This window comes from Staphylococcus sp. 11007852, assembly GCF_011394325.1.
Classification (GTDB): Bacteria; Bacillota; Bacilli; order Staphylococcales; family Staphylococcaceae; genus Staphylococcus; species Staphylococcus agnetis.
In genome coordinates, this window is record NZ_JAANBJ010000028.1 from 1 (window position 1) to 23,949 (window position 23,949).

The following is a 23,949-nucleotide window of genomic DNA, read 5'->3' on the forward strand; positions in this document are numbered from 1 at the left end:
TACGCCATCGGATGGTCTACCCGGTCGATGACCGGTAAGTCATCAATGTTACCTAGACCCAGTTGTTGTAAGTTGGGTAATGTTTGGTCAAAACCTTCTAATGTGTGACGGAGTGTATGTGACCCTTCGTCACCAAATTTGTGGGCATCTGGCGCTTCACCAATCCCCACTGAGTCCATCACGATTAAATGTACGCGGTTAAATGTTGCCATTGTAACCCCTCCTTTTGTCTGATGCTTGCTTAGTAGTCTGAATCGGATTCTAAACCTTGCATAATTTGAACACCTGCACTCGCACCAATACGTGTCGCACCGGCATCAACCATTGCTTTGAAATCGTCTAAGTTACGTACACCGCCGGACGCTTTCACTTCAAGTGCATCGCCTACTGTTTCTTTCATTAACTTCACGTCTGCGACTGTTGCGCCACCACCTGCGAAACCTGTCGATGTTTTCACAAATGTCGCTTGTGCTGCTTTTGATAATTCACATGCTTTCACTTTCTCGTCATCTGTTAATAATGTCGTCTCAATAATGACTTTAACTGTTTTACCTTGTGCAGCTTTCACGACCGCTTCAATATCTTTTTGAACATCATCATAACGACCATCTTTTAATGCGCCGATGTTGATCACCATATCAATTTCATCAGCCCCATTCTCAATGGCATTTGTCGTTTCGAACGCTTTCACCTCAGGTGTATTCGCGCCAAGTGGGAAACCAATCACAGTACATACAAGTACATCTGAATCTGCCAATTTCTCATGTGCATACGCAACGTGTGTAGGATTCACACAAATCGATTTGAAGTGATAGCTTTTCGCTTCGTCAATAATCTTGTCGATTTGTGCACGTGTCGATTCCGGCTTTAATAGTGTATGATCAATATATTTTTCAAAATTCATAAGAATTGCTCCTTTTTCTTTGTTTCATCATATGTATTATACAATGTGACCCATTAAAAAACGATTATTTATACTTTCTAAAACCGTGTCTACATACGTATCTTTATACCAGAAGAACCTCAACTATTTTAATTTTTCAGAAAAATCATTGAATTTAGATTTATTCCGTGCTAGTATGGAAACATCATTTTAAAAACACTTTAACATGGTAGAGAGTAAAAGCGAGGTGGATTTATGACAAATGCTGTCATACAGAAAAAATTATATGAACTTCAATTTTTACAACGTGCTGAAAAACAAGGGTTTGCGATTATCGATACAGACTTTATTGAAGCATTACATTGGACGCAATTGTCTCAAGATGATTTGACGCAAATGCAAGAGCGTTCAGTTTGGCAAAATGAAACGACGCTTTATGCCTTACGTAATGACTTTACAGATCAATTGAAACGCTATTATGCCGTTTATCAAAGACATCACGATTTAATTGCTTATAGTGGGCCTATTGCAAGACACCACGAGGTAGCTACACATCTTGGACTAGAATGTTACGAACCGACCATTCAACATATTCAATCTGCATACCAATTTTTCAAATCTTATATCGAGTCCGTCTTACATGACCAGATTGATTACGTTGTACTCGGTCATTTTGAGTTGATACACCTTTTATTAGGAGCAAAAGCTGAAGATCGTACGCTATTAAATTTATTAGAACAACGTAATATGTCAGCACTCGCAACTTACTTGAATGTCTCACATCCACTCATTCAACTGCTCAATACACCTACAGATGCACAATTAGATAAATTACACACGTTATATCCTGAAGACCATCGTATTTTACAAAGTTTAACGCGGTGGACGACCTTCTTAAAACAAGAAGGAATCACGAACATTCATCTTGATATAACACCACAACCACCACGGTCTTATTATAAGGGGACCTTTATTAAAAGCCACTTGTCTAGCGGCAAAGTATTATCCGGTGGCTTTTATCACGATGGTCTTAAAGGGTTTGGACTTGGACTCACACTCGATGAAAAGGAGGATAGTGTATGCTCACGATAGCGCTCGCCAAAGGACGACTTATGAAAAGTTTCATTGCTTTTTTAGAAAATAATGGAAATACAAATCTTGCCACACAACTCAACCATCGCGGTCGTGCGTTACAACTTGTCACGCAAGACTATCGATTTTTATTCGTTAAAGGACCTGACGTCCCCAAATATGTCGAACAAGGCAATGCTGATATTGGTATTACCGGAAGCGATATATTAGAGGAGGCATCCTATGACGTCAATCAATTGCTTGCCCTCCCTTTCGGCCATTGTCATTTAGCAGTCGCAACTCTCGAAGACACGCATACCTATCAAAAAATCGCAACTTCTTATCCTAATGTTGCAGCAACATACTTTAAAGCAACCGGTCGCGATGTTTCTATTATCAAATTATCAGGTTCAATTGAACTTGCGTGCGTCATAGGTATGGTAGATGCCATTGTCGATATCGTTCAAACAGGCAACACATTGAAATCCAACGGTTTAATTGAAAAAGAACATATTCAAGATATTCAAGCACAGCTCATTACAAATCGCCAAAGCTTTTTTAAAGTTTCAAAAGAAATAGATGCATTTATTCAACACTTGGGGGTGTCACGCATTGATTCTTGACGCACAATCATTTTTACAACAATTGCATAACACAGCACCTTTTGATGCTCAAATCCACACGGCTGTCGCAGAAATATGTACGCGTGTTAAACAAGAAGGTGATCGCGCATTAGTCGCTTACACAAAGGCATTCGATGGACATGTGCCTACTTCACTAGAAGTCCCTCAACACATGCTCAAAGAGGCCTATGACACACTAGATATTGAATTACGCCAAGCTCTTGAACATAGCTATGCACGTATTGCACAATATCAATCTCAAATACGATATAACGATGGGGACGCTACAAATGATATGTACGAAACATACCACCCATTAGAACGGGTAGGCATTTATGTACCAGGTGGCAAAGCAAGCTATCCTTCAACAGTAATTATGACAGCCACCCTTGCCAAAGTAGCCGGTGTATCAGATATCATCGTCGTTACCCCACCCCAAAATGGAAACATCGCTCAAAGTGTGTTAGCTGCATGTTGGATTACTGGCGTGACACGTGTTTTCCAAGTCGGTGGCGCCCAAAGTATCGCAGCACTGGCGTATGGTACAGAAACGATTCCTAAAGTTGATAAAATCGTGGGCCCTGGCAATCAATATGTAGCGTATGCAAAAAAATATGTTTACGGTGAAGTCGGTATCGATCAAATTGCTGGTCCGAGTGAGATTGCGATCATTATCGATACTTCCTGTGATTTAGATGACATTACGTATGATATTTTTGCACAAGCAGAACATGATGAACTGGCGCGCACTTTCGTAATTTCAGAAGATAAAGCTTTACTCCAACGCCTTGAACGTCATATTCAAACGAAAATCGCTTACGCTGAGCGAAAGGCCATTTTAACCGAAAGTATGCAGCATCATCATTATTTAATTCATACAGAAAGTTTTGAAGACAGCTGTCGCGTTTTAAATGATATTGCACCAGAACATGCATCTATACAAACTGTGACCCCACAACAGTACGTGCCGTATATTCATTATGTCGGAAGTTTATTTTTAGGACGCTGGTCGCCTGAAGCTATGGGGGATTATATCGCTGGACCGAGTCATGTTTTACCTACGAATGGTACAGCACGTTTTCAACATGGTTTAAGCGTCAATGATTTTTTAACAAAACATACGGTCATTCAACTTTCTAAAGAGACGTACGACCATACGTATCACGATGCGGTATTACTTGCTCAAGATGAAGCACTCTATAATCATCAACGTTCATTATTAATAAGAAAAAAGAGGTGACACTCATGATTCACATGGATAAAAACGAAAGTCCCATCCAACCTATTTCAAGGCAAACGATGCACGCGTTATTAGATGAATGTGCCTATCATCTCTATCCAGATGAGGCCTATAATGCCTTTAAATCGGCTTACGTTCGGTATTATGGCAACCTTGACACCGAGCAACTCTGTATCGGTAATGGGTCTGATGATTTAATTCAAAAGTTGATGATTGCGATGCCCAAAGGGCCTTGTCTCGCTTTACATCCAGATTTCTTTATGTATCAAGATTACGCACGACAAGTTCAACGCCCTATAGCCTATGTTGACGCAAACGATGACTTAACTTTTTCGATTGATGCCATCGTTGCTCGTATTCATGAAGTACGCCCGAGTTTCTTCATCTTTAGTAACCCACACAACCCAACAGGTTATCGATTTAATGAAAGTGAAGTCGCTCGTATGCTAGAGGCCGTGTCGCAACACGACGGTTATCTTGTAGTAGATGAAGCTTATGTCGAATTTTCAAAACCACTTAAAATAGACATGACAGAAAAGCTTTTACGAATGCGGACATTATCAAAAGCATTCGCAATTGCAGGTCTTCGCCTAGGCGTCTTAATGAGCACCAAAGAAACCATTGATATCGTGAAACAGATCGAACATCCATATCCGATGAGTGAATTCACTTTAAAAGTCGGTCAACACCTATTTAATGAACGCGCCGATACGGACGCATTCATTGCACATCAACGCCATCTCAGTACACGACTTAAAACCATTTTACAAACTTATGCGTCTTCATGGATGACGGTTTATCCAAGTGATACCAATTTTGTGCTCACAAGAGGCACTGCAGCAATTGCGCTAGGAAACTATGTCAAAAAGCATGGCTTCCTTCCCCGGTTTTATAACGCTGAATCAGAAAAAGCGATGGCGCAATGTGTGCGCTATTCCATCGTAACAAATGAAGCACTAGATCAATTCGAACGTATTGTAAAAGAATGGAGTGAGCAATATGACGTATCAAATGAAACGTGAAACGAAAGAAACGAAAATCGCCATAGAGGTCACACAATCTGCTGACAGTCATATTGCGACAGGTGTTGGATTTTTAGACCATATGTTGACACTGTTCAGTTTTCATAGCGGTATCGGACTGCACATCGAGGTTGATGGTGATACTTGGGTAGATGATCATCACACGACGGAAGATATTGGAATTGTGCTCGGACAATTATTTTTACAAATGATTAAAGATCAACGTCACTTTGAACGCTACGGCACCCAATACCTCCCTATGGATGAAACGCTTGCGCGCGCGGTTGTAGACATTAGTGGTCGCCCTTATCTTTATTTCAACGCAACATTTAGTAAGGAAAAAGTGGGCACGTTTGACACCGAATTAGTTGAAGAATTTTTTAGAGCGCTTGTCATCAATGCACGACTTACCGTCCATATTGATTTACTCCATCAAGGTAATACACATCATGAAATTGAAGCCATATTTAAAGCATTTGCACGTGCGTTTAAACAAGCACTCGCACCTACAAACGATGCACGCGTCCCTTCTTCAAAAGGAGTGATCGAATGATTGCGATTGTAGATTATGGACTCGGCAATGTCTTAAACGTCAAACGTGCTATTGAACATTTAGGATATGAGGTATGTTTAACACGTGATGTTGCGTTATTAAAACAAGCTGATGTGCTCATTTTACCAGGTGTCGGTCATTTTAAAGATGCCATGACTACCATCCAGCGCCATCAACTCGATTATTTTTTAAAAACGACGACACAACCGATGATAGGTATTTGTTTAGGCATGCAACTGTTATATGACTGGAGTGCTGAAGGTCACATCAATGGACTTGGCCTAATCCCTGGCAAGATTGAAGCGATTCAGACACCTTACACTGTCCCTCACCTAGGTTGGAACACATTACTCAGTTCATTTGAAGGCTTTCATCAAGATGTTTATTTTATTCACAGTTTTCAAGCGCCGATGACTGATAGCGTCATTGCCTATGCCGATTACGGTGCTCAAATTCCAGCGATTGTTCAACATCAACATTATATTGGCATTCAATTTCATCCAGAAAAAAGTGGTGATGACGGTTTAAACATTCTAAAACAAGCGCTAGAGGGAGGTTGGAAATATGATAAAACTATGGCCCGCCATTGATTTAATCGATGGACAAAGCGTGCGATTAACAGAAGGACAGTATGCGACATCAGAAAAAATGTCACGTTCGGCAGAAGAAAGCATCGATTTTTATAATCAATATACTTGCGTAGATCGTATTCACATCGTCGATTTAATTGGTGCAAAACAACAAACTGCGACAGAAGCCGCCTATATAGAAACACTCATCAAGCGAAGCATCAAACCCGTAGAAGTTGGGGGTGGCATTCGTAATGAAAAGATGTTACGTGCCTATTTTAATGCGGGTGTTGATTATTGCATCGTCGGGACACAGGCCATTGAAAATATCGGTTGGCTCCAAGAGATGAGCACATTATTTCCTGGGAAACTATATGTATCGGTTGATGCTTACAATCGCAATATTAAAATAAATGGCTGGTTAGAAGAAACCGCTCTCGATTTGATTGACTTTTCTAAAGACATCGCAACTTTCTCCATAGGCGGTATCATTTATACAGACATTTCAAAAGATGGGAAGTTAAAAGGCCCTAATTTTAAAACGACTGAACAGCTTGTTGAAGCAGTCGATGTTCCCATCATCGCCTCAGGAGGCATACGACACCAAGACGATTTACATCAATTAGAAGCCATCGGAGTTCATGCTGCTATTGTTGGTAAAGCTGCATATCACTCTGATTTTTGGGAGGGATTGTCATGATAAAAAAACGCATCATTCCTTGCCTAGATGTCAAAGATGGTCGTGTCGTTAAAGGCGTTCAGTTTAAAGAATTACGCGATATCGGAGATCCTGTTGAACTCGCGCTATACTATAATGCGGAAGGTGCCGATGAACTCGTATTCCTAGATATATCTAAAACTGTAAAAGGTCATGATTTAACATTGGATGTCATACGGCGCACCGCAGAACAACTTTTTATCCCTTTAACCGTCGGTGGCGGTATCTCGTCATTAGAGGATATCTCCCACGTTTTACAACATGGTGCAGATAAAGTTTCACTGAATTCCGCTGCGTTAAATAACCCTGATTTAATTCATCAAGCGAGCGAAAAATTCGGCAAGCAATGTATTTGTATCGCCATTGATAGTGATTATGATCCAATCGAAAATGATTACTTTTGTTGTACACATGGGGGTAAAAAACGCACATCCAAGCGTGTATATGATTGGGTGAAAGAAGTTGAGGCACTTGGTGCAGGAGAATTACTTGTAACAAGTATGGCCTTTGACGGTATGAAACAAGGCTTTGACATCGATCATTTAAATGGCATTGCCAAACGTGTTAATATTCCAATCATCGCATCAGGTGGCGGTGGGCATGCCGCGCACTTTACTGATTTATTTACACGCACTCACGTTTCAGCAGGACTTGCAGCAAGTATTTTACACGATAAGGAAACAACAATTCATGAGATTAAACGTACACTACATGAAGGAGGTGTCCCTGTACGATGGCATTAAATCCCGATTTTTCAAAAGGATTACTCCCTGTAATATTACAAGATGCTGAAACACACCAAGTCCTTATGTTGGGGTACATGAATACAACAGCATTCCAAAAAACGATTGACACTGGTGTCGCTTGGTTTTACTCACGCTCTAAACAACGCTTATGGCAAAAAGGCGAATCATCTGGTCATATCCAACGTGTCGTTGATATGCATTTAGACTGTGACCAAGACACCCTATTATTATTTGTAAACCCAGAAGGGCCCACATGTCATAAAGGCACTCAAAGTTGCTTTAATACGCCGGTACCTTTTCATCTGAAACAATTAGAAACTGCAATTCAACAACGATTGAAACAAACTGACACGGCATCATATACGCATTACTTGATGACACAAGGTCGTGAAAAAATCACCAAAAAATTTGGTGAAGAAGCGTTTGAAGTTGTCATTGCGACGATGAACAACAATCAATCAGAAGTCATTGAAGAAAGTGCCGATTTGTTATATCACCTAGCCGTATTATGGCAAGAACAAGGTGTTTCAATTGATGACGTAGAAGCTAAACTTGCCGAACGTCATCAAACAAAAAACAACTTTAAAGGTGAGCGCGCTAATATTGAAACTTGGTGAATACCAATTGAGTTATAAAAATAACCGATTCACATTTATATGTGACATCGGTTATTTAGCTTCTTTTCAGTTTGATTTACTTCGAACAAAATGAATGGTTTCATTATAGGACATCGTGGCCTCATCCTCGCCGACATAATTGATATGCCAAACATCCTTATTTTTATCATCGTTATTTCCAATTTCATCGATTTCTAGTTGAGATGATTTATTAAATTTATATTGGTACCAATCAGATAATAACTTCAAATTCGGATCATTGTCAGAAAGATCATAATTAAATTTATAATTATTATTTTTTTCTGTACCAGAAAATTCTACATGTTTTGCTTTTTTTATATCTATTTTTTCGCCATGTTGTATAAGCAATTTAACGTTTTTAATATTCTTCTCGATTTCGGGAGGCACTTTCTTAGTTGGACGTAATTGACCATCTATGTATTCAATCGGAACTTCCTTACTTTTTTCGGTATGAAATGAATCATCACCTGTTCTGTAATCTAGTTCATATGTTCCTGTAATTGTTTTATTATTACGATTTACATCTAGCCATATCGACTCGTAAATCGGAGTCTTTCCGTTGTTTACCTTTCTATAGATACTTGTTCGAATCACCCATGTCCCTTTGTCATCTTTTGAAAAGAAGGCATCTCGTTGCCCTTCTCTATCAAAAAATGTTTCTAAACGACGCGTCGGGTAAAAATCGAGTTGCTTTTGCACTTGACTTGATAATTCATTTTGAAAATTATTTTCAGCTGTTTCAACGTTACTCCAGATAAATTTAAGAAGGATGATTGGAATAATGATGATGATGATTCCAATCACTATGTATTTGAGCCACTTCACCGTTGATATCCCCTATCTATATTAAACTTTAATAATATTATACTTAAGTTATTGAGATTTGAACAACTTTTATTTTAAAAATTTCATTAAAAAAAGGGTCAGACAACACATGTCCGACTCCTTCAAAATCTATCATTTATTTTAAAATACATCTCCTAATGTAGCGGCGAGTATCGCTTTAATCGAGTGTAATCGATTTTCAGCTTGCTCAAATACAACTGATTGTGCGCCATGAAAAACATCGTCTGTGATTTCCATTGCTTCAAGCCCAAATTGTTGATGTATTTTTAAAGCTGTTTGTGTTTCTAAATCATGAAAAGCAGGTAGACAGTGCATCACAATCGTATCAGGATTTTCTGTTAAAGCCAACATGTGAGCGTTCACTTGATATGGCAATAACGCATCAATACGCGCCCCCCATTCTGACGTATCTGCCCCCATCGATAACCATACGTCTGTATAAATGACATCCGTATGATGTACCGCTTCTTTAATATTTTCTGTTATGCATAGTTGCGCACCACTTTCTTGTGCATACGTTTGTGCCAATTGTTGTACAGCCGTACTTGGTTGTAATGATGACGGTGCCGCTATATGTACATTCACCCCTAGAATAGCGCCTGTGACTAATAAGTCATGTGCGACATTGTTTGCCGCATCACCTACATACGTTAACGTTTTGCCCTTTAATGACCCAAAATGTGTTTTCAAAGTCATAAAATCAGCAATCATTTGGGTTGGATGCCATTCATCTGTTAATCCATTCCAAACAGGAACACCTGACGCCTGACTTAATGTTTCTACGTCACTTTGTTTGTACCCTCTAAATTCAATACCGTCATACATACGTCCTAGCACATGTGCAGTATCCGCTATCGATTCTTTCGCACCTAGGTGAAAATCACCTTCACCGTAATAGTCGACTTGTGCACCTAAATCTTTTGCAGCCACACTAAATGCAGCACGCGTTCGAGTTGAAGGTTTTTCGAAAAGTAATGCGATATTTTTCCCCTTTAAATAAGGATGTGGTAACTGATGCTTTTTCTTATGCTTCAGCTCCAATGAAAAATCAATGAGTGTTTCAAGTTCTGCTTTCGAAAAATCAATCGTTTTTAGAAAGCTTTTCCCTTTAAAATCAGTAATTTGTTTTAATGTTGTTGTGTACGTCCCATCTAAACCACGTCCTCTTTTTCGAATGTTTATACAGAATAAATTATATTTATACTATATAGTGTATCATTATACTAGAGTGTCTTTAGAAGTCAATACATGATTTATAAAAAAAGACATGCCGAGACATGTCTTTAAAAATGGTTTCTATATTTAAATTTGTGGGATATTTTCTATAGCTTTAATATTGTTATTTTCAACATACACGCGTATGGTATGCGCATTATTTTCATCATCATCATAGTACCAATAGTGATTATTTTTTAACGTAGGGGGACCATGTACGTTTAAAAATGCCTCTGTTGTGACAAGTTGTGGTACGATGTACAAATCCGACACAATACGATTATCGTAATGAATACCGATATTGCCATAGATGAAAACCATTTTAGTATCAATGCGTATTTTTGATGAAGGTTCACCTAACATCTTTTGCGCCTCACGTTGTGCCATACCGACGTGAATGCCATCATATGAACCCGTATGCGCATGATGCATAAATTCTTGGCTAAAGGATGAACTTAACACATTAATAGACGTATTTACTTTATGTATTTCTTTCTTATTCTCATCTGCATGTGTAGGTGATAGATAAATTAAACGCACCATAAAAACTGAAACGATGAGAATCCATACTATCATCAATACGCCTATCACCCATAACCACCGTTTGGTAGATGACATTGCTGTGATATCGGCGTCCTGATTCCCACAAAATTCACAATTTGATTTCTCACATTTTGAGTAGCGCGCATCTGGATGATATCGCATTGGTTTTCCCCCTATCACATTTAAAATATGTGTCATGTCTTATTCCTAACAAAACTACATTCAATAATATTCTAACTTTTTAACATGATTTTAGTATTAATCTCATGTTAAGTTTACAGTGACTCAAATTAATATAAATGAAATAGGTGATTGTGATGATTTTTATTGGTATTGATTTAGCGTGGACACCACATAAAGAGACAGGAATATGTGTGTTAAGCCAATCCGGTGAAGTGTTAACCCTTTGCGCCGATAGTTATTCCATCGAAGACATCATACGCATCATAACGTCATATCATCCACCTCTGAGTATCGGTATCGCCGCCCCGCTTATCGTAAAAAATGAGACTGGCGCTCGTGAGGCCGAAAGACTACTCATGAAAACGAAAATCCATGGTTATCGCCAATACGCTTTTATTGCCAATCGTCACTTTTTAAAGAAAACGTATGGTGAGATACGGGGAGAAATTTTGTTATACGCGCTAAAAGAAGCATATCCAGATTTAACTTTACATTTATCTAAAACAAAGACACATGTCATAGAAACCTTTCCTACTTCAATAACCTGTGGCTTGTTTCCTGAATACTTTCCTTTTCGATATAAACAAAAACGCCATGTCTCTTTCAATCAATCCATTCAAGGCCTTCAAACATTGTGCGACTGTTTGTTATTTCAAAAAGGTCCATATACTTTATACGGGTGCAACTCGTTAAAAAACATTGATTGGACTAACTTGACACGTCATACGAAAAAGCATATCGAAGATCAATTGGATGCCTTACTTTGCGCATACGGCTTGTATACACTTTTTCATGATTTATCCACACCGCTCTTATGTGGGGTGCCAGAAAACGGTGCAATCGTCATTCCTATAAAAGAACATAAAAACACGCTCGACCAATGATAGGTCAAGCGTGTTAATTTTATTCGATTGCCCCAGCTTTAGGATCTGATTCACCATGAACATAGTAATCAACATATTCAGGCTCTAAAGGTTTTACCCCTTTAATAATATCTGCAGCTTTTTCAGCTAACATTAAAACTGGCGCATGGATATTACCATTTGTTGTTGTAGGCATGACAGACGCATCAACCACGCGTAAGTTTTCCATACCATGAACTTTCATTGTTAGTGGGTCAACGACAGCCATTGGGTCTGAGGCTGGTCCCATTTTCGCACTACAAGATGGGTGTAATGCTGTTTCAGCATCACGACGTACCCAATCTAAAATTTCTTCATCTGTTTGAACTGAAGGTCCTGGTGAAATTTCACCACCATTATATTTGTCCATCGATGGTTGTTTTAAAATGTTTCGTGCAACGCGAATCGCTTCAACCCATTCTTGTCTATCTTCTGGCGTAGATAAATAGTTAAAGACAAATTCTGGTTTTTCATATGGGTTTGTTGATTTAATTTTTAAATATCCACGTGAATTTGAATACATAGGTCCCACATGAACTTGATAACCATGTGCAGTTGGTGCTTTTTGGCCATCATATCGTACTGCTAACGGTAAGAAGTGGAACATTAAATTTGGATATTTCACATTGTCATTTGAGCGTACGAATCCGCCACCTTCAAAGTGGTTACTTGCCGCAGCACCCGTACGACGTGTTAACCATTCAATACCGATAAATGGCATTTTTAATTTATTTAAGCTTGGTTGCATTGATACCGGTTCTTTACATTTATGTTGTACGTACACTTCTAAATGATCCTCGAAGTTTTCACCCACACCTGGCAAGTGGATACGTGGTTCAACGCCCACAGAACGTAAGTGTTCAGAATCACCAATACCAGACAACTGTAATAATTGTGGTGTATTAATCGCACCACCAGATAAGATGACTTCTTGCGCTAATACTTTATGCAATTTGCCATTTCGTTTGAACGATACGCCCGTTACGCGATTGCCATCAAAATGAAGTTTTTCTACAAATGCACGTGTTTTCACAGTCAAGTTCGGACGTTTCATCGCCGGACGTAAGTATGCACGTGAAGCAGACACACGACGACCGTTATGAATTTGACTATCAAAAGGTCCGAAACCTTCTTGGCGATATCCGTTCACGTCTTTTGTTTTATGATAACCAGCATCTACTGCCGCATTAAAGAATGATTCAAACAATGGGTTGTCTGCTGGGCCTCGACGTAATTTTATTGGACCATTTAAGCCACGGATTGGATCATCTTTATCTGCACCAAATGCAGTTTCTAAACGTTTAAAGTATGGTAAACAATGCGCATAATCCCATGTATCCATACCTTCAGGTTTACCCCATTTTTCATAATCTAATGGATTTCCACGTTGATAAATCATACCATTGATAGAACTTGAACCACCGAGTACTTTACCACGTGTATGGAACACTTTACGACCACCCATGTGTGGTTCTTCGGCCGTTTCATATTTCCAGTCATATAAACGATTACCTGATGGATACATTAATGCAGCTGGCATTTGAATGAGTAAATCCCAAGGGTAATCACTACGCCCTGCTTCTAATACAAGTACCTTTTTATCTTTATCTTCACTTAAACGTGCACCTAAAACGGAACCTGCACTTCCGCCTCCGATAATAATGTAATCATACATTTTGTCGTACGCTTTACTCATGAGTGAATTGCCTCCTTCAATTTATGCGTTGTTTTTACCAAACCATCCGATTGGTTCTGGGTTTGTATTCATTAAAATGTGTTTTGTTTCTAAATATTCATCTAAACCTTCGTGACCAAGTTCACGGCCAATACCTGATTGCTTATAGCCACCCCATGGTGCTTGCGCAAAGTATGGATGGAAGTCATTGATCCAAACCGTACCCATACGCATTTTCTTCGCAACGCGGTTGGCTTTACCGATATCTTTTGTGAAGACGCCCCCTGCTAAACCATAGATAGAATCATTTGCGAGATGAATGGCTTCTTCTTCAGTGTCAAAACCTTCAATTGTGACAACCGGTCCAAATACTTCTTCTTGAACGATACGCATAGATGTATCACAATCTGTAATCACTGTTGGTTCAAAGAAGAAACCGTTCTTCAAGTCGTCACGCTCTGGACGTTTTCCACCAATCGCAATCGTCGCACCTTCTTCTTTAGCAATCGCCATATAGCTTTCAACTTTGTCGCGGTGTGCCGCTGAAATTAATGGTCCAAGTTCTGTTGATTCATCAAAACCGTTACCCATTTTAATGTTTTTAATACGTTCGATGAGTGCTTTTTCAAAATCTGCTTTAATGTCGTTATGCACGATAATACGTGAACCTGCTGAACAAACTTGACCAGCATGGAATAACCCACCATTTAAGGCTTGGTCTACCGCTAAATCAAAATCAGCATCGTCAAAAATGACATTTGGATTTTTTCCCCCGAGTTCAAGCGCTATGTTCGTAACGTGATCTGCTGCTTGTTTCATGATGCGTTTACCTGTTTGAATCCCACCGGTAAATGAAACAAGATCGATATCTTTATGCGTTGACATGATGTCTCCAATTTCTGAACCTGCACCAAGTACTAGGTTTACGACACCTTTAGGGAAGCCGACTTCTTCCATTAATTCAAATACACGAATTGTCGTTAATGGCGTGATTTCACTTGGCTTCATGACAATGGAACATCCTGTCGCAAGTGCGGGTGCAATCTTCCATGACGCTTGTAGTAATGGATAGTTCCAAGGTGTGATTTGCGTCACAACGCCCACAGGTTCTTTAACGATTTTACTGTCCGTATTAGGAATTGGAGAGTTAATGATCTCGCCACCCACTTTATCCGCTAAACCAGCAAAATACATAAAGACGTTATGAATGTCATCCATATCAGCACGAGATTCTTCTAGCGTTTTACCTGTATCTAACGTTTCAAGTTGTGCAAGTTCCTCACGATGTTCTTTAATTTTGTCTGCAATTGCACGCACTTTTTGACCTTTCACATCTCCTGTTTCATCCGCATAAACCCCTTCATCGAATGAACGGCGTGCTGCTAAAATAGCACGTTCAACATCTTCAGTTGTACCTTCAGCCACTTCTAAAATGACTTCTTGATTATAAGGATTGATGATTTCACGTGTTGCTTTGTTACTGCTTTCAACCCACTCGCCATCAATATATTGACGACGTGATAACTGTTTCACAAATTCCATCAAACGACCCTCCGTTAAGTTTGTTAAGTTTTTATTTAACGAATTTCACAAAGTAAACTTTAACATTACCAACATGCCTTGTCAATGTTCATACTTTTTACTTACCCCATAGGTTTTAAGCTTAAATGAATTTAAATTATGCACCGGCTATTGTTTTCATGGGACGCTCTTATAATCTCAGTTTGTTAAAAAAGTAATAAATATTTCTAATTTCTTTAATTTTATGGGTATAATGCACTTAAATCGTGATAAAATATAACGTGCAAATTGGAGGTGTGCTGTCATGAAAAAAACAAAACCTTATGAAATACAACTTGAAACAGCGAAAGACATAGTAATTAATTCTATTGCAGAAACGATGGATTTATATGGCATTAACCGTAGTGTTGGTAATTTATATGGCATCATGCTTTTTAAAGACAGCATGACTTTGGATGAAATGCGACAAGAACTCCAAATGAGTAAGCCAAGTATGAGTGCAGGTGTCAAAAAACTACAAGAGTTAGATGTCGTGAAACAACGATTTACGCGAGGAAGTCGCAAACAACATTTTGAAGCAGAAAAAGACTTTTTCGACTTTTTCAGTAATTTCTTCACAAAAAAATGGCAACGTGAGTATACAGTAAACTTTGCAGCAGTTAAAGAAGCAGAAGCCATTATTGACCACATCTTAGCAGCGGATGATGTTGATGAAGCTACACGAGAAGAAGCAGAAGAGATTAAAACACACATGGCCCATTCTCGTATCTATTACCACTGGTTAGAAAATATCAGTAATGCAATTAAAACAGGTGAAATTTTCGAACATTATCCAATTCCAGACCCTCAAGAAACGGAAAAATAAATAATCTGAAGAACTTTACATTTTAAACTGTCTACGAAGCATAGCGCTTTGTAGGCAGTTTTTTGTGCTAATTATTGAGATACGAATAACGTCATTGTCGTTGGTAAAAAATATGGAATAACGCATCTCCACATTTTTTGTGTATGAAAATACGCGACATTAATTCAACACCATACAAAAAGACAAACCTATTTTTATCTAAGTTAGGTTTGTCTCATTTGATGAAGGGTTCCGCCCTTCCACTTATTTATAAATTATCATCGTCTTCATCATCTTTCTTTTCAGAGACTTGGACAATACGTAATGAACGGCGCTCAATCTTTTTAAACCGTTCTGCGCGTGTTTGTAATGCGATACGATCATTAGAAAGAATCATAATAAACGAAACCATGATAATGACGAAAATCGCAATTAACGGCACACCGGCGACAATTGAGGCTGTTTGTAGAATTTCAAGTGCTTTTTCCCCACCTACTAACATTAGTGAGAACGGTAGTAAACAGAGCGCAAATGCCCAGAATAAACGATTCCATTTGAAAGGCTCCCCATCAACTTTCATTTGTGTCGCTGCTGCGACAATGTAGGATGCTGAGTCAAATGTTGTCACTAAAAATAAGAACGCAGACATAATAAACAAGACGACAACAACTGTTGAAAATGGTAATTGGCTAATGACTTCAATAATTGTTGCTTCTGTACCATGCGCATTTAAATATTTAACTACATCAAATTTTCCTGAAATTTGAAGATATGCAGCATAATTTCCGAAAATACCAAAGAACAAAATACATCCAAATGTACCGTATGCAATTGTTCCTAAAATCACTTCTTTCAAGGTACGCCCTTTAGAAATACGAGCGATAAATAAACCAATAAATGGTGCATAGACAATCCACCATGCCCAATAGAATATTGTCCATGTTTGTGGGAAATTCGTCTCTTTTCTACCACCAATACCGCCAAACGGTTCAAGCCATGTTGCCATTTGGAAGAAATTTTTCATCATATTCCCAAAACCCGTCACTGTTGTTTCCATAATAAAAATGGTAGGTCCAACAATGAAAACAAACGCAAGTAACACAAAGGATAACCAGACGTTTAAGTCACTTAATAACTGTATTCCTTTTTTCAAACCTTGATATGAACTATAGGCAAATACCGCTGTAATACATAATAAAACGATACTTTTAACAACCATACTGTGCCCATCAAGACCAAAAAGTTTTTCTAAACCTGCTGTAATCATTGGTACACCTAAAGCGAATGACGTGGCTGTACCACCCATTAATCCAAAAATAAATAAAATATCAACAAGTTTACCTAAAAATTTGTCCGTTTGACCTTTCAAAATAGGTCGACATGCTTGGCTAATTTTAAATATAGGTTGCTTTTTAACAAATACAAGATATCCAATAGGTAAAGCTGGCAACACGTAAATCGACCATGCGATAGGTCCCCAATGGAACATACCGTACATTGTCGCATACCCAAGAGCCTCTTCACTCATTGGCTTTGCGCCAAATGGTGGTCCTTGGAAATAATAGGCCCACTCAATCACGCCCCAATATAAAATATCCGAGCCAATACCAGCACAAAAGAGCATAGAAGCCCATGCAAAATCACTAAATTCTGGTTTATCACTTGCACGGCCAAGTGTAACTGAGCCGTATTTACCAAAAGCGATATATAAAACAAACCCAAATATAGTTAAGCCGAGGACTAGATATAGTGCCCCAAGTTTAGACGTTACAAAATCATTCATTGCCATGACGACAGATCGACTTTGGTCAGGAAAGACCATCATAGGAATGACAGTAAGTAAAAGTGCTAATGCTGTCCCTATAAAAACGACCCAATCTATCATTTTCCGATTTCGAAGCAATAGAAGCTCCCCCTTTATGTATTGAATCAATTACATTGCTTTTCTTGCTGAAAATCTACAGATGTGTTTCGTTTTAATACATGCCTTAGGGTATCTAATAATTCATTTTAATGCAAATTACATACAATTACTTTGTGACAACTTAATGAATATATATAACATCCTCATTAGAAAAATATTGTCAAAACGCCTTAATTAACTACATAAAGAACGTTAAGAATTTACTTAACAAATTAAAATTTGGATTTTTATGCACTATACATGAATATTTATTTATTTGTAAATAATGTGTTTTCTAAGTTGATTTTAGAATTTTTAAGGTTTTCATTTTTGTGTTTTATAGACTTACTATGTTACTGCATTTTAAAAATGACATTTTAAGTGAAAATCAGAAGCATACTTTTAACAAAAATACACTTTACACAAAACGATTCTTGTATAATCGATTGTTACTTATTGCGTGATATTCACGACAAAAATTTTATTTTTAATCTTGGCTATTTCTCAATTATTTTAGATTACATTGTTATGTTTAACGGCAACGATGATGGACACGTCCTTATTGATCAATCATCCCACTCATTGAATGTAAATGTTGAAATAAAAAAGCACATCTACATCATTCGTGAAGTAAATGTACTTATTGCAAATAACTGATAAAAGATATGATTAACAGCAAAACGCCAACAATTAACGAGAAAATGCCGAGCCACTTTCTCGTACGTATAGAAATAACCCCTATAGTCAAAATAATGAGCGCTTGCAAGATAAATTTTATCGATAAATTAAATTGAATGATTTGGAGCATGTTTAAACATAAAATCATTAAAACAATCGTTCCAAGAATAAATGCCAACCACTCATAAGGCAAAAATATCCTTTTCATGTGTCACCTCGTTTTAATAAGCATGTCACCAAAACCCATATGTGTTATAACGTTTTAACCATACGTTGTTCTCGATATCCCTCATCTTCCTCTTCTGTACCGTCAAATTGATATCCGTGTTTTTCGTAAAAACGAATGGTGTCAAAGTTAGTATCAACGACCCATAATAAGCTTTGATTAGTGTGAGTTGCCATGACTTGTTCCGCTTTTTGGATGAGCTGTGTGCCAATACCTTGATGTTGGTATTCCGGCAACAAGTAAATAATAAAAATTTCAAATGCACCCTTCAAATCATCATCTCTTGTAGGCCCATACATAATAAACCCTACAATGCGTTGATCTTGCTCTGCTACAAAACAGTCCGTATTAAATCGTTTATGCTTTTTTAAATAGCCTTCTTCTGTTTGATCCTCTAGATGTGCTTCTGGCAAAATTCCTTTATACGTATGTATATATGATACATAATGGATTTTCGCAATTTCTGGAATATCTTTGAGTGCTTTACGTCTAATCTTAACCATCCGCTTCACCTCATTTATTTGGATTATATTAAATATATCATAGTTTTATTCACTGAAATAAAAACGTAATAAGGACTTATTTAGATTGTACCCACAACTGGAATTTGTTTTTTCATTGACATACAGCCCCTTTTTCAAAACATTAATTTTATTATAAATGATCTCATAAAATGTTGAAATGACACAAGTTGTTTAAAAATAGGAATTTAAATAGAGGTATAATAAAATATATGAAACTTTGAAGGGGTGTCTTTGTATGCTTTCACATACGATTTATCAACATGGTACATTAGGCGTAATTATGACAGGTGCACTTGAGGGAACAACTTCTATCGGTGAGATGTTACGCTATGGCAATTATGGGATTGGGACGTTAGAAGGCGGCGATGGAGAAGTGATGATACAAGATGGTATCGCGTATCACATTAGTGCTACAGATGAAAAAGTACGCATTTTAGCGGATGATGTGTGCCTTCCCTACGCTAATGTGGTTCAATTTTATGCGGACACTTCATTTGAGTGTCAGTATGATAATGAAAAAACGCTGTATGAGAAAATTCGTCAAATGATGTGGAGTGAAAATTTATTTTCAGTTATTAAAATCAGTGGTCGTTTTAAACACATGCATGGGCGTGTCATGCCAAAGCAAGATCCACCGTATAGAAAGTTAGTTGAATCCGCACGTCAACAACCTGAATATCAATGCAATCAAGTAGAAGGTACGATTATCGCATTTTATACACCAGACTATTACCATGGTGTAGGTTCAGGCGGTTTTCACGCGCATTTTTTATCACAAGATCAGACATTTTTAGTTCATGTTCTAGACTTTGAAACGATAAATGTACGCGTTGAAATCCAAAATTGTACACAATTTCACCAAATCCTTCCTACAACATCTTCTTTTTTAGAGAAAGATATAGACTTTGAAAATATATTAGAAGATATTAAAGAAGCGGAGTAAACTTTAAGACCTCCATATCAATAATATTGTATGGAGGTAAATCTATTATTTTAACTTTTTAGAATAACCATAAGATTTTTTAATATAGTTATTTCGGTGATAGAAGTGGTATGCATTATTTCTCTCTAATTTAATGCCACTATTCAATGCAATTACATTACAATCTAAACTCTTAGCCAGACTTTCAGATTTATTAATCAAATACGTCCCGTAACCTAATTGTCTATAATTATGGTCTACTACAAATGCCAATATGCGCATGTAATAACCACTTTTTTCATAAAACATCATTTTACACATGCCACTAAATCCAATTATTTTTTCATCCTTTATTAATAGCAACATATAATAATCTTGATGTTGATAAATTTTTGTTAGTTGCTCATTTATATCCGTAATTGACATTTCATAACCTAAATCTTTATACAACTTTTGAATGACATTTAAATCTTTAAAATCCCTTCTTTCAATTAATCGAACAAAAACCATATTATCCCCTTCTTAAGTTTGTTTTATATATTTATTTTATCAAAGTTTATAAAAACAATGCCCCTCATATAAGCGGGGCATTGTTTAATCTGCTTTATTTATCTCCAATCATTTCGAACATTTTCTTGGCGTTATCAGTATTATCGATATTTCCTCGGAAATGTTCAGCGCCTGGTCCGTGCGCATAAATATCAACATCTTCACCTGTATGGCCCGTTGACGTCCAACCTGTTAAAGATTTGTCGTCGATTGGTTTTTGGATGGTCTCATGAAGCTTTTGAAGCTGTTGTTCATATTTTTCTTTATCTTTGTCTTTATTGATTTTACTTAACTTTTTAGCTTCTTTTTTCATTTTCTTCATGTCTTCTTTACTCACTTCAAAACCATATCCTGCATTAATGGCTTCTTCTACACTTTTACCTGCTTCAATTTGTTCTACCATCCAACGTCCTGAATGTTTCATTTGACGAATGGGTTCCGGTTTCCAATTGTACTCGCCATCTTTCCCCATCGATAAACCACCTGTTGAATGGTCCGCTGTTGAAATGACTAACGTATCTGGATGTTCATTGGCATATTGAATGGCATGTTCAAATGCTTTCTCATAACTTTTCATTTCAGACATGACACCTGTCACATCATTTGCATGTCCTTGTTTATCGATAGACGCACCTTCTACCATAAGGAAAAAGCCCTTGTCATTTTTTGAAAGTTTATCTAATGCTGCTTTTTGCATATCGACAAGTAATGGTTTTTTTCAGGCGCATCAATTTGTAATGGCATATTTTTTTCTGCAAATAAACCAAGAACCTTGTCTTTTTTAGAAGTCGCTAATTGTTGTTTATCTGTGACAACATCATATCCATCTTTTTTAAATTTTTGATCTAAATTGCCGTTTTCTTTACCGAAATATTTAGATCCGCCACCTAACAATACGTCAACTTTATGGTGACCATTGATGCGTTGATCATAAAATTGCTGAGCGATTTCATTCTTTTTATCTCGATTATCTACATTCGCTGCAAATGCCGCTGGTGTGGCATCGGTAATTTCAGCAGTTGACACTAAACCTGTAGATTTCCCTTTCGTTTTAGCACGTTCGAGAACTGTTTCTAAGTCTTTTTTATTGGTATCTACACCGATAGCACCATTATATGTTTTCACACCTGTACTAAATGCTGTACCACCCGCAGCAGAATCAGTTATATTTTCTTTTGGATCATCAGGGTGTGTTTGATGAGCACCTACTAAATAATCATCGAATGTTGTTCTTTCCACTTCTTTCGTATTAGGATTGTCTGCAAAATGACGATACGCTGAATTATAACTTGGCCCTAGACCATCACCAACCATAAAGATGATATTTTTAGGATTTTTAGTATTACCATAGACAGATGCTTTTTCTTCTTTTGATTGTTGTTTATGGGCTGTATTATTTTCATTTGCACTCACCATTGGTGTTGTCGCTAATAGAGATGATGCCACAAGGGTACTCGCTAATGTCACTTTTGATAACTGTTTTCTATATTTCACTACGTATTTAACTCCTCTACATCAAAATTTAATTCATAGTCATTGTAGAGTGCGATTTTAAAGCTACAGTTAGGTTTTCATTAAAATAAAGTAAATGCCAAACCATTTTATCTTAATAATTGTTTTATATTTATTTTATTTATTATTACGCAAAAACATCGGATGTTAGGCGCACATCAAATAAAAAAAGACGTTTAAATCATACATGATATGCATAATCTAAACGTCTCAACTATACAGATAATGAGATGTATTTACTTTTATTCAAAAACAATTAGTTCTTAACATTGTTGCCAAAGAAATCAAAAATTTGTGTAGCATTTTCAGTGTTATCTATATTACCTTGCCACTGATTAGAACCCGGACCATAGGCATAAGTGTTCACATCTTCTCCAGTATGTCCATATGTTGTCCAACCTGTGTGAGATTGGTCATTAATAGGTTTTTGAATGGCATCTTGCAGTTTTTGAAGTTGCGCCTCATATTTGCCTTTATCTTTTTTCTCATCTAAACCTTTGATCGCATCGGCTTCTTTTTGAATCACATTAATTTGCGATTTAGACACGTCAAACCCATATCCAGCTTGAATTGTTTTCGTCACATCTTTACCGCTTGCGATTTCTTCTGCCATCCATTTGCCTGAATGTTTCATACTTTGGATTGCTTTTGGATCCCATTTGTAATCTTTTCCTTTACCGATTGTCAATCCACCCGTGGAGTGATCTGCAGTCGCAACAACTAATGTATCTGGATGTTTTTGCGCATATTTCATCGCATTTTCAAAAGCTGATTCAAAGCCTGACATTTCTGACATAACACCTGTAATGTCATTCGCATGACCTTGTTTATCAATCGATGCGCCTTCTACCATAAGGAAAAATCCTTTTTTATTTTTAGAGAGCTTACTCAATGCAGCATCTTGCATATCAGATAATAACGGATTTTGTTTTGGTGCATCAATTTGTAGCGGCATATTCTTATCTGCAAAAAGACCGAGCACTTGATCTTTTTTAGAGTGAGCTAATTGTTGTTTGTTTTTAACAAGATCATATCCATCTTTTTTAAACTTTTTATCAATATCACCGTTTTCTTTCCCAAAATATTTGGCGCCACCACCAAGTAATACATCCACTTTATGCTTACCGTTAATGCGGTCATTATAAAATTGTTTTGCGATTTCATCTTTTTTATCACGACTATCGATGTGTGCAGCGTACGCCGCTGGTGTCGCATCTGTAATTTCTGCCGTTGAAACTAGTCCTGTTGATTTTCCTTGAGATTTAGCACGTTCAAGAACTGTTTCAACAGGTTTTTTATCTGGCGTCACGCCAATTGCACCGTTGTATGTTTTATGACCCGAACTAAATGCAGTGGCACCAGCAGCAGAATCTGTAATATTTTCTTTAGGGTCGTCTGGGTTTGTACGTTGTGTTCCCACTAAATAGTGATCAAATGCCGTTTTTTCCATTTCTTTTGTATTAGGATTATCTTTGAAATAACGATACGCTGAATTATACGATGGTCCCATTCCATCTCCCACCATAAAAATCACATTTTTAGGATTTTTTGTATTTCCATACATAGCGACTTTGTCTTGCGCTTGATTTTGTTTACTTTGTGCCTTCGCATACGTTGCTTGTGAGACACCGAGGATGGATGAGGCAATCAATGAACTTGCGAGTGAAACTTTCGTTAATTTACCAACTATTTTCATATGTAACTAACCCCTCTTAATATTATTGTTTACAAACGTATTATATATACTGTTTTTGAACCAGAATTTGATTTCACTATAAATTTGAGTAAAGAGAATCATAATCATTACTTTTTACTAATAATATAAAGAACAGAAGCCTGTCAT

General features: G+C 37.3%; 23 protein-coding genes and 2 pseudogenes. 12 read left to right on the top strand and 13 right to left on the bottom strand.

What is annotated here, in order from left to right; all coding sequences use genetic code 11:
- Both G8Y85_RS08775 and deoC read right to left on the bottom strand, forming a co-directional pair.
- Nucleotides 1–212, bottom strand: a pseudogene (locus G8Y85_RS08775) (phosphopentomutase); the annotation flags it as partial.
- A gap of 29 nt (nt 213–241) precedes the next feature.
- Nucleotides 242–904 (bottom strand): deoxyribose-phosphate aldolase, encoded by a 663-nt coding sequence (deoC, locus tag G8Y85_RS08780; RefSeq protein WP_103345076.1) that lies wholly within the window; start codon nt 902–904, stop codon nt 242–244.
- Nucleotides 905–1,138: 234 nt separating this feature from the next.
- Here deoC and G8Y85_RS08785 point away from each other — a divergent pair, with 234 nt between their 5' ends.
- The 9 genes from G8Y85_RS08785 to hisIE are packed head-to-tail and all read left to right on the top strand — an operon-like array spanning nt 1,139 to nt 8,042.
- On the top strand, nt 1,139–1,975 hold the full coding sequence (locus tag G8Y85_RS08785) for an ATP phosphoribosyltransferase regulatory subunit (RefSeq protein WP_085622985.1): 837 nt from the start codon (nt 1,139–1,141) through the stop codon (nt 1,973–1,975).
- On the top strand, nt 1,963–2,577 hold the full coding sequence (gene hisG / locus G8Y85_RS08790) for an ATP phosphoribosyltransferase (protein ID WP_165805717.1): 615 nt from the start codon (nt 1,963–1,965) through the stop codon (nt 2,575–2,577). The genes G8Y85_RS08785 and hisG overlap by 13 nt, the downstream gene beginning before the upstream one ends.
- Complete coding sequence (gene hisD, locus G8Y85_RS08795) at nt 2,567–3,817, top strand: histidinol dehydrogenase (protein WP_165805718.1); 1,251 nt, start codon at nt 2,567–2,569, stop codon at nt 3,815–3,817. Before hisG ends, hisD begins: the two co-directional genes overlap by 11 nt.
- Before the next feature lie 5 nt (nt 3,818–3,822).
- Nucleotides 3,823–4,839 (top strand): pyridoxal phosphate-dependent aminotransferase, encoded by a 1,017-nt coding sequence (locus G8Y85_RS08800; RefSeq protein WP_165805719.1) that lies wholly within the window; start codon nt 3,823–3,825, stop codon nt 4,837–4,839.
- Nucleotides 4,817–5,392 (top strand): imidazoleglycerol-phosphate dehydratase HisB, encoded by a 576-nt coding sequence (hisB, locus tag G8Y85_RS08805; protein WP_165805720.1) that lies wholly within the window; start codon nt 4,817–4,819, stop codon nt 5,390–5,392. The genes G8Y85_RS08800 and hisB overlap by 23 nt, the downstream gene beginning before the upstream one ends.
- Entirely contained in the window at nt 5,389–5,982 is a 594-nt protein-coding gene (gene hisH, locus G8Y85_RS08810; RefSeq protein WP_165805721.1) for an imidazole glycerol phosphate synthase subunit HisH, read from the top strand. The genes hisB and hisH overlap by 4 nt, the downstream gene beginning before the upstream one ends.
- A complete protein-coding gene (gene hisA, locus G8Y85_RS08815; RefSeq protein WP_165805722.1) occupies nt 5,957–6,661 on the top strand; it encodes a 1-(5-phosphoribosyl)-5-((5-phosphoribosylamino)methylideneamino)imidazole-4-carboxamide isomerase in 705 nt (234 codons plus the stop codon). Before hisH ends, hisA begins: the two co-directional genes overlap by 26 nt.
- Nucleotides 6,658–7,422 carry an imidazole glycerol phosphate synthase subunit HisF gene (gene hisF, locus G8Y85_RS08820; protein WP_085622974.1) on the top strand — a complete coding sequence of 255 codons (765 nt, stop codon included), beginning with the start codon at nt 6,658–6,660 and terminating at the stop codon, nt 7,420–7,422. Before hisA ends, hisF begins: the two co-directional genes overlap by 4 nt.
- Nucleotides 7,413–8,042 carry a bifunctional phosphoribosyl-AMP cyclohydrolase/phosphoribosyl-ATP diphosphatase HisIE gene (gene hisIE, locus G8Y85_RS08825; RefSeq protein ID WP_165805723.1) on the top strand — a complete coding sequence of 210 codons (630 nt, stop codon included), beginning with the start codon at nt 7,413–7,415 and terminating at the stop codon, nt 8,040–8,042. The genes hisF and hisIE overlap by 10 nt, the downstream gene beginning before the upstream one ends.
- Before the next feature lie 66 nt (nt 8,043–8,108).
- On the opposite strand, the gene G8Y85_RS08830 is transcribed toward hisIE, so the two are convergent.
- The 3 genes from G8Y85_RS08830 to G8Y85_RS08840 all read right to left on the bottom strand — a co-directional run bounded on the left by G8Y85_RS08830 (nt 8,109) and on the right by G8Y85_RS08840 (nt 10,829).
- Nucleotides 8,109–8,888 (bottom strand): Csa1 family protein, encoded by a 780-nt coding sequence (locus G8Y85_RS08830; RefSeq protein WP_165805724.1) that lies wholly within the window; start codon nt 8,886–8,888, stop codon nt 8,109–8,111.
- Between the two features lie 141 nt (nt 8,889–9,029).
- Nucleotides 9,030–10,031, bottom strand: coding sequence for an ornithine carbamoyltransferase (gene argF / locus G8Y85_RS08835; RefSeq protein WP_107387026.1), 1,002 nt, complete (start codon nt 10,029–10,031; stop codon nt 9,030–9,032).
- A gap of 180 nt (nt 10,032–10,211) precedes the next feature.
- Nucleotides 10,212–10,829, bottom strand: a complete 618-nt coding sequence (locus G8Y85_RS08840; RefSeq protein WP_165805725.1) for a hypothetical protein — start codon at nt 10,827–10,829, stop codon at nt 10,212–10,214.
- Between the two features lie 155 nt (nt 10,830–10,984).
- On the opposite strand from G8Y85_RS08840, the gene G8Y85_RS08845 reads away from it, so the two are divergent.
- Nucleotides 10,985–11,734 (top strand): DUF429 domain-containing protein, encoded by a 750-nt coding sequence (locus G8Y85_RS08845; protein ID WP_165805726.1) that lies wholly within the window; start codon nt 10,985–10,987, stop codon nt 11,732–11,734.
- A gap of 19 nt (nt 11,735–11,753) precedes the next feature.
- On the opposite strand, the gene betA is transcribed toward G8Y85_RS08845, so the two are convergent.
- Together betA and betB are read right to left on the bottom strand one after the other, a co-directional pair.
- Entirely contained in the window at nt 11,754–13,448 is a 1,695-nt protein-coding gene (betA, locus tag G8Y85_RS08850) for a choline dehydrogenase (protein WP_107368616.1), read from the bottom strand.
- Nucleotides 13,449–13,469: 21 nt separating this feature from the next.
- Nucleotides 13,470–14,969, bottom strand: a complete 1,500-nt coding sequence (betB, locus tag G8Y85_RS08855; protein ID WP_060551877.1) for a betaine-aldehyde dehydrogenase — start codon at nt 14,967–14,969, stop codon at nt 13,470–13,472.
- 283 nt (nt 14,970–15,252) lie between these two features.
- Between betB and cudC the strand changes: the two genes are divergently transcribed.
- Complete coding sequence (gene cudC, locus G8Y85_RS08860; protein ID WP_165805727.1) at nt 15,253–15,813, top strand: choline uptake/conversion transcriptional regulator CudC; 561 nt, start codon at nt 15,253–15,255, stop codon at nt 15,811–15,813.
- A 247-nt stretch (nt 15,814–16,060) separates the two neighbouring features.
- Here the strand turns inward: cudC and G8Y85_RS08865 are convergent, their stop codons facing one another.
- From G8Y85_RS08865 to G8Y85_RS08875, 3 genes are all read right to left on the bottom strand, one after another.
- Entirely contained in the window at nt 16,061–17,677 is a 1,617-nt protein-coding gene (locus G8Y85_RS08865; RefSeq protein ID WP_225906172.1) for a BCCT family transporter, read from the bottom strand.
- Nucleotides 17,678–18,335: 658 nt separating this feature from the next.
- Nucleotides 18,336–18,581 (bottom strand): hypothetical protein, encoded by a 246-nt coding sequence (locus G8Y85_RS08870; protein WP_156407414.1) that lies wholly within the window; start codon nt 18,579–18,581, stop codon nt 18,336–18,338.
- Between the two features lie 44 nt (nt 18,582–18,625).
- The gene (locus G8Y85_RS08875) at nt 18,626–19,102 is read right to left on the bottom strand and encodes a GNAT family N-acetyltransferase (protein ID WP_165805728.1); all 477 of its coding nucleotides are present in this window, start codon (nt 19,100–19,102) and stop codon (nt 18,626–18,628) included.
- 256 nt (nt 19,103–19,358) lie between these two features.
- Between G8Y85_RS08875 and budA the strand changes: the two genes are divergently transcribed.
- Entirely contained in the window at nt 19,359–20,066 is a 708-nt protein-coding gene (gene budA / locus G8Y85_RS08880; RefSeq protein ID WP_165805729.1) for an acetolactate decarboxylase, read from the top strand.
- 45 nt (nt 20,067–20,111) lie between these two features.
- On the opposite strand, the gene G8Y85_RS08885 is transcribed toward budA, so the two are convergent.
- From G8Y85_RS08885 to G8Y85_RS08895, 3 genes and pseudogenes are all read right to left on the bottom strand, one after another.
- Nucleotides 20,112–20,555, bottom strand: a complete 444-nt coding sequence (locus G8Y85_RS08885) for a GNAT family N-acetyltransferase (protein WP_085622839.1) — start codon at nt 20,553–20,555, stop codon at nt 20,112–20,114.
- A 94-nt stretch (nt 20,556–20,649) separates the two neighbouring features.
- Nucleotides 20,650–22,088, bottom strand: a pseudogene (locus tag G8Y85_RS08890) (alkaline phosphatase).
- Nucleotides 22,089–22,362: 274 nt separating this feature from the next.
- Entirely contained in the window at nt 22,363–23,802 is a 1,440-nt protein-coding gene (locus G8Y85_RS08895; RefSeq protein WP_060551883.1) for an alkaline phosphatase, read from the bottom strand.
- Nucleotides 23,803–23,949: the final 147 nt, after the last annotated feature.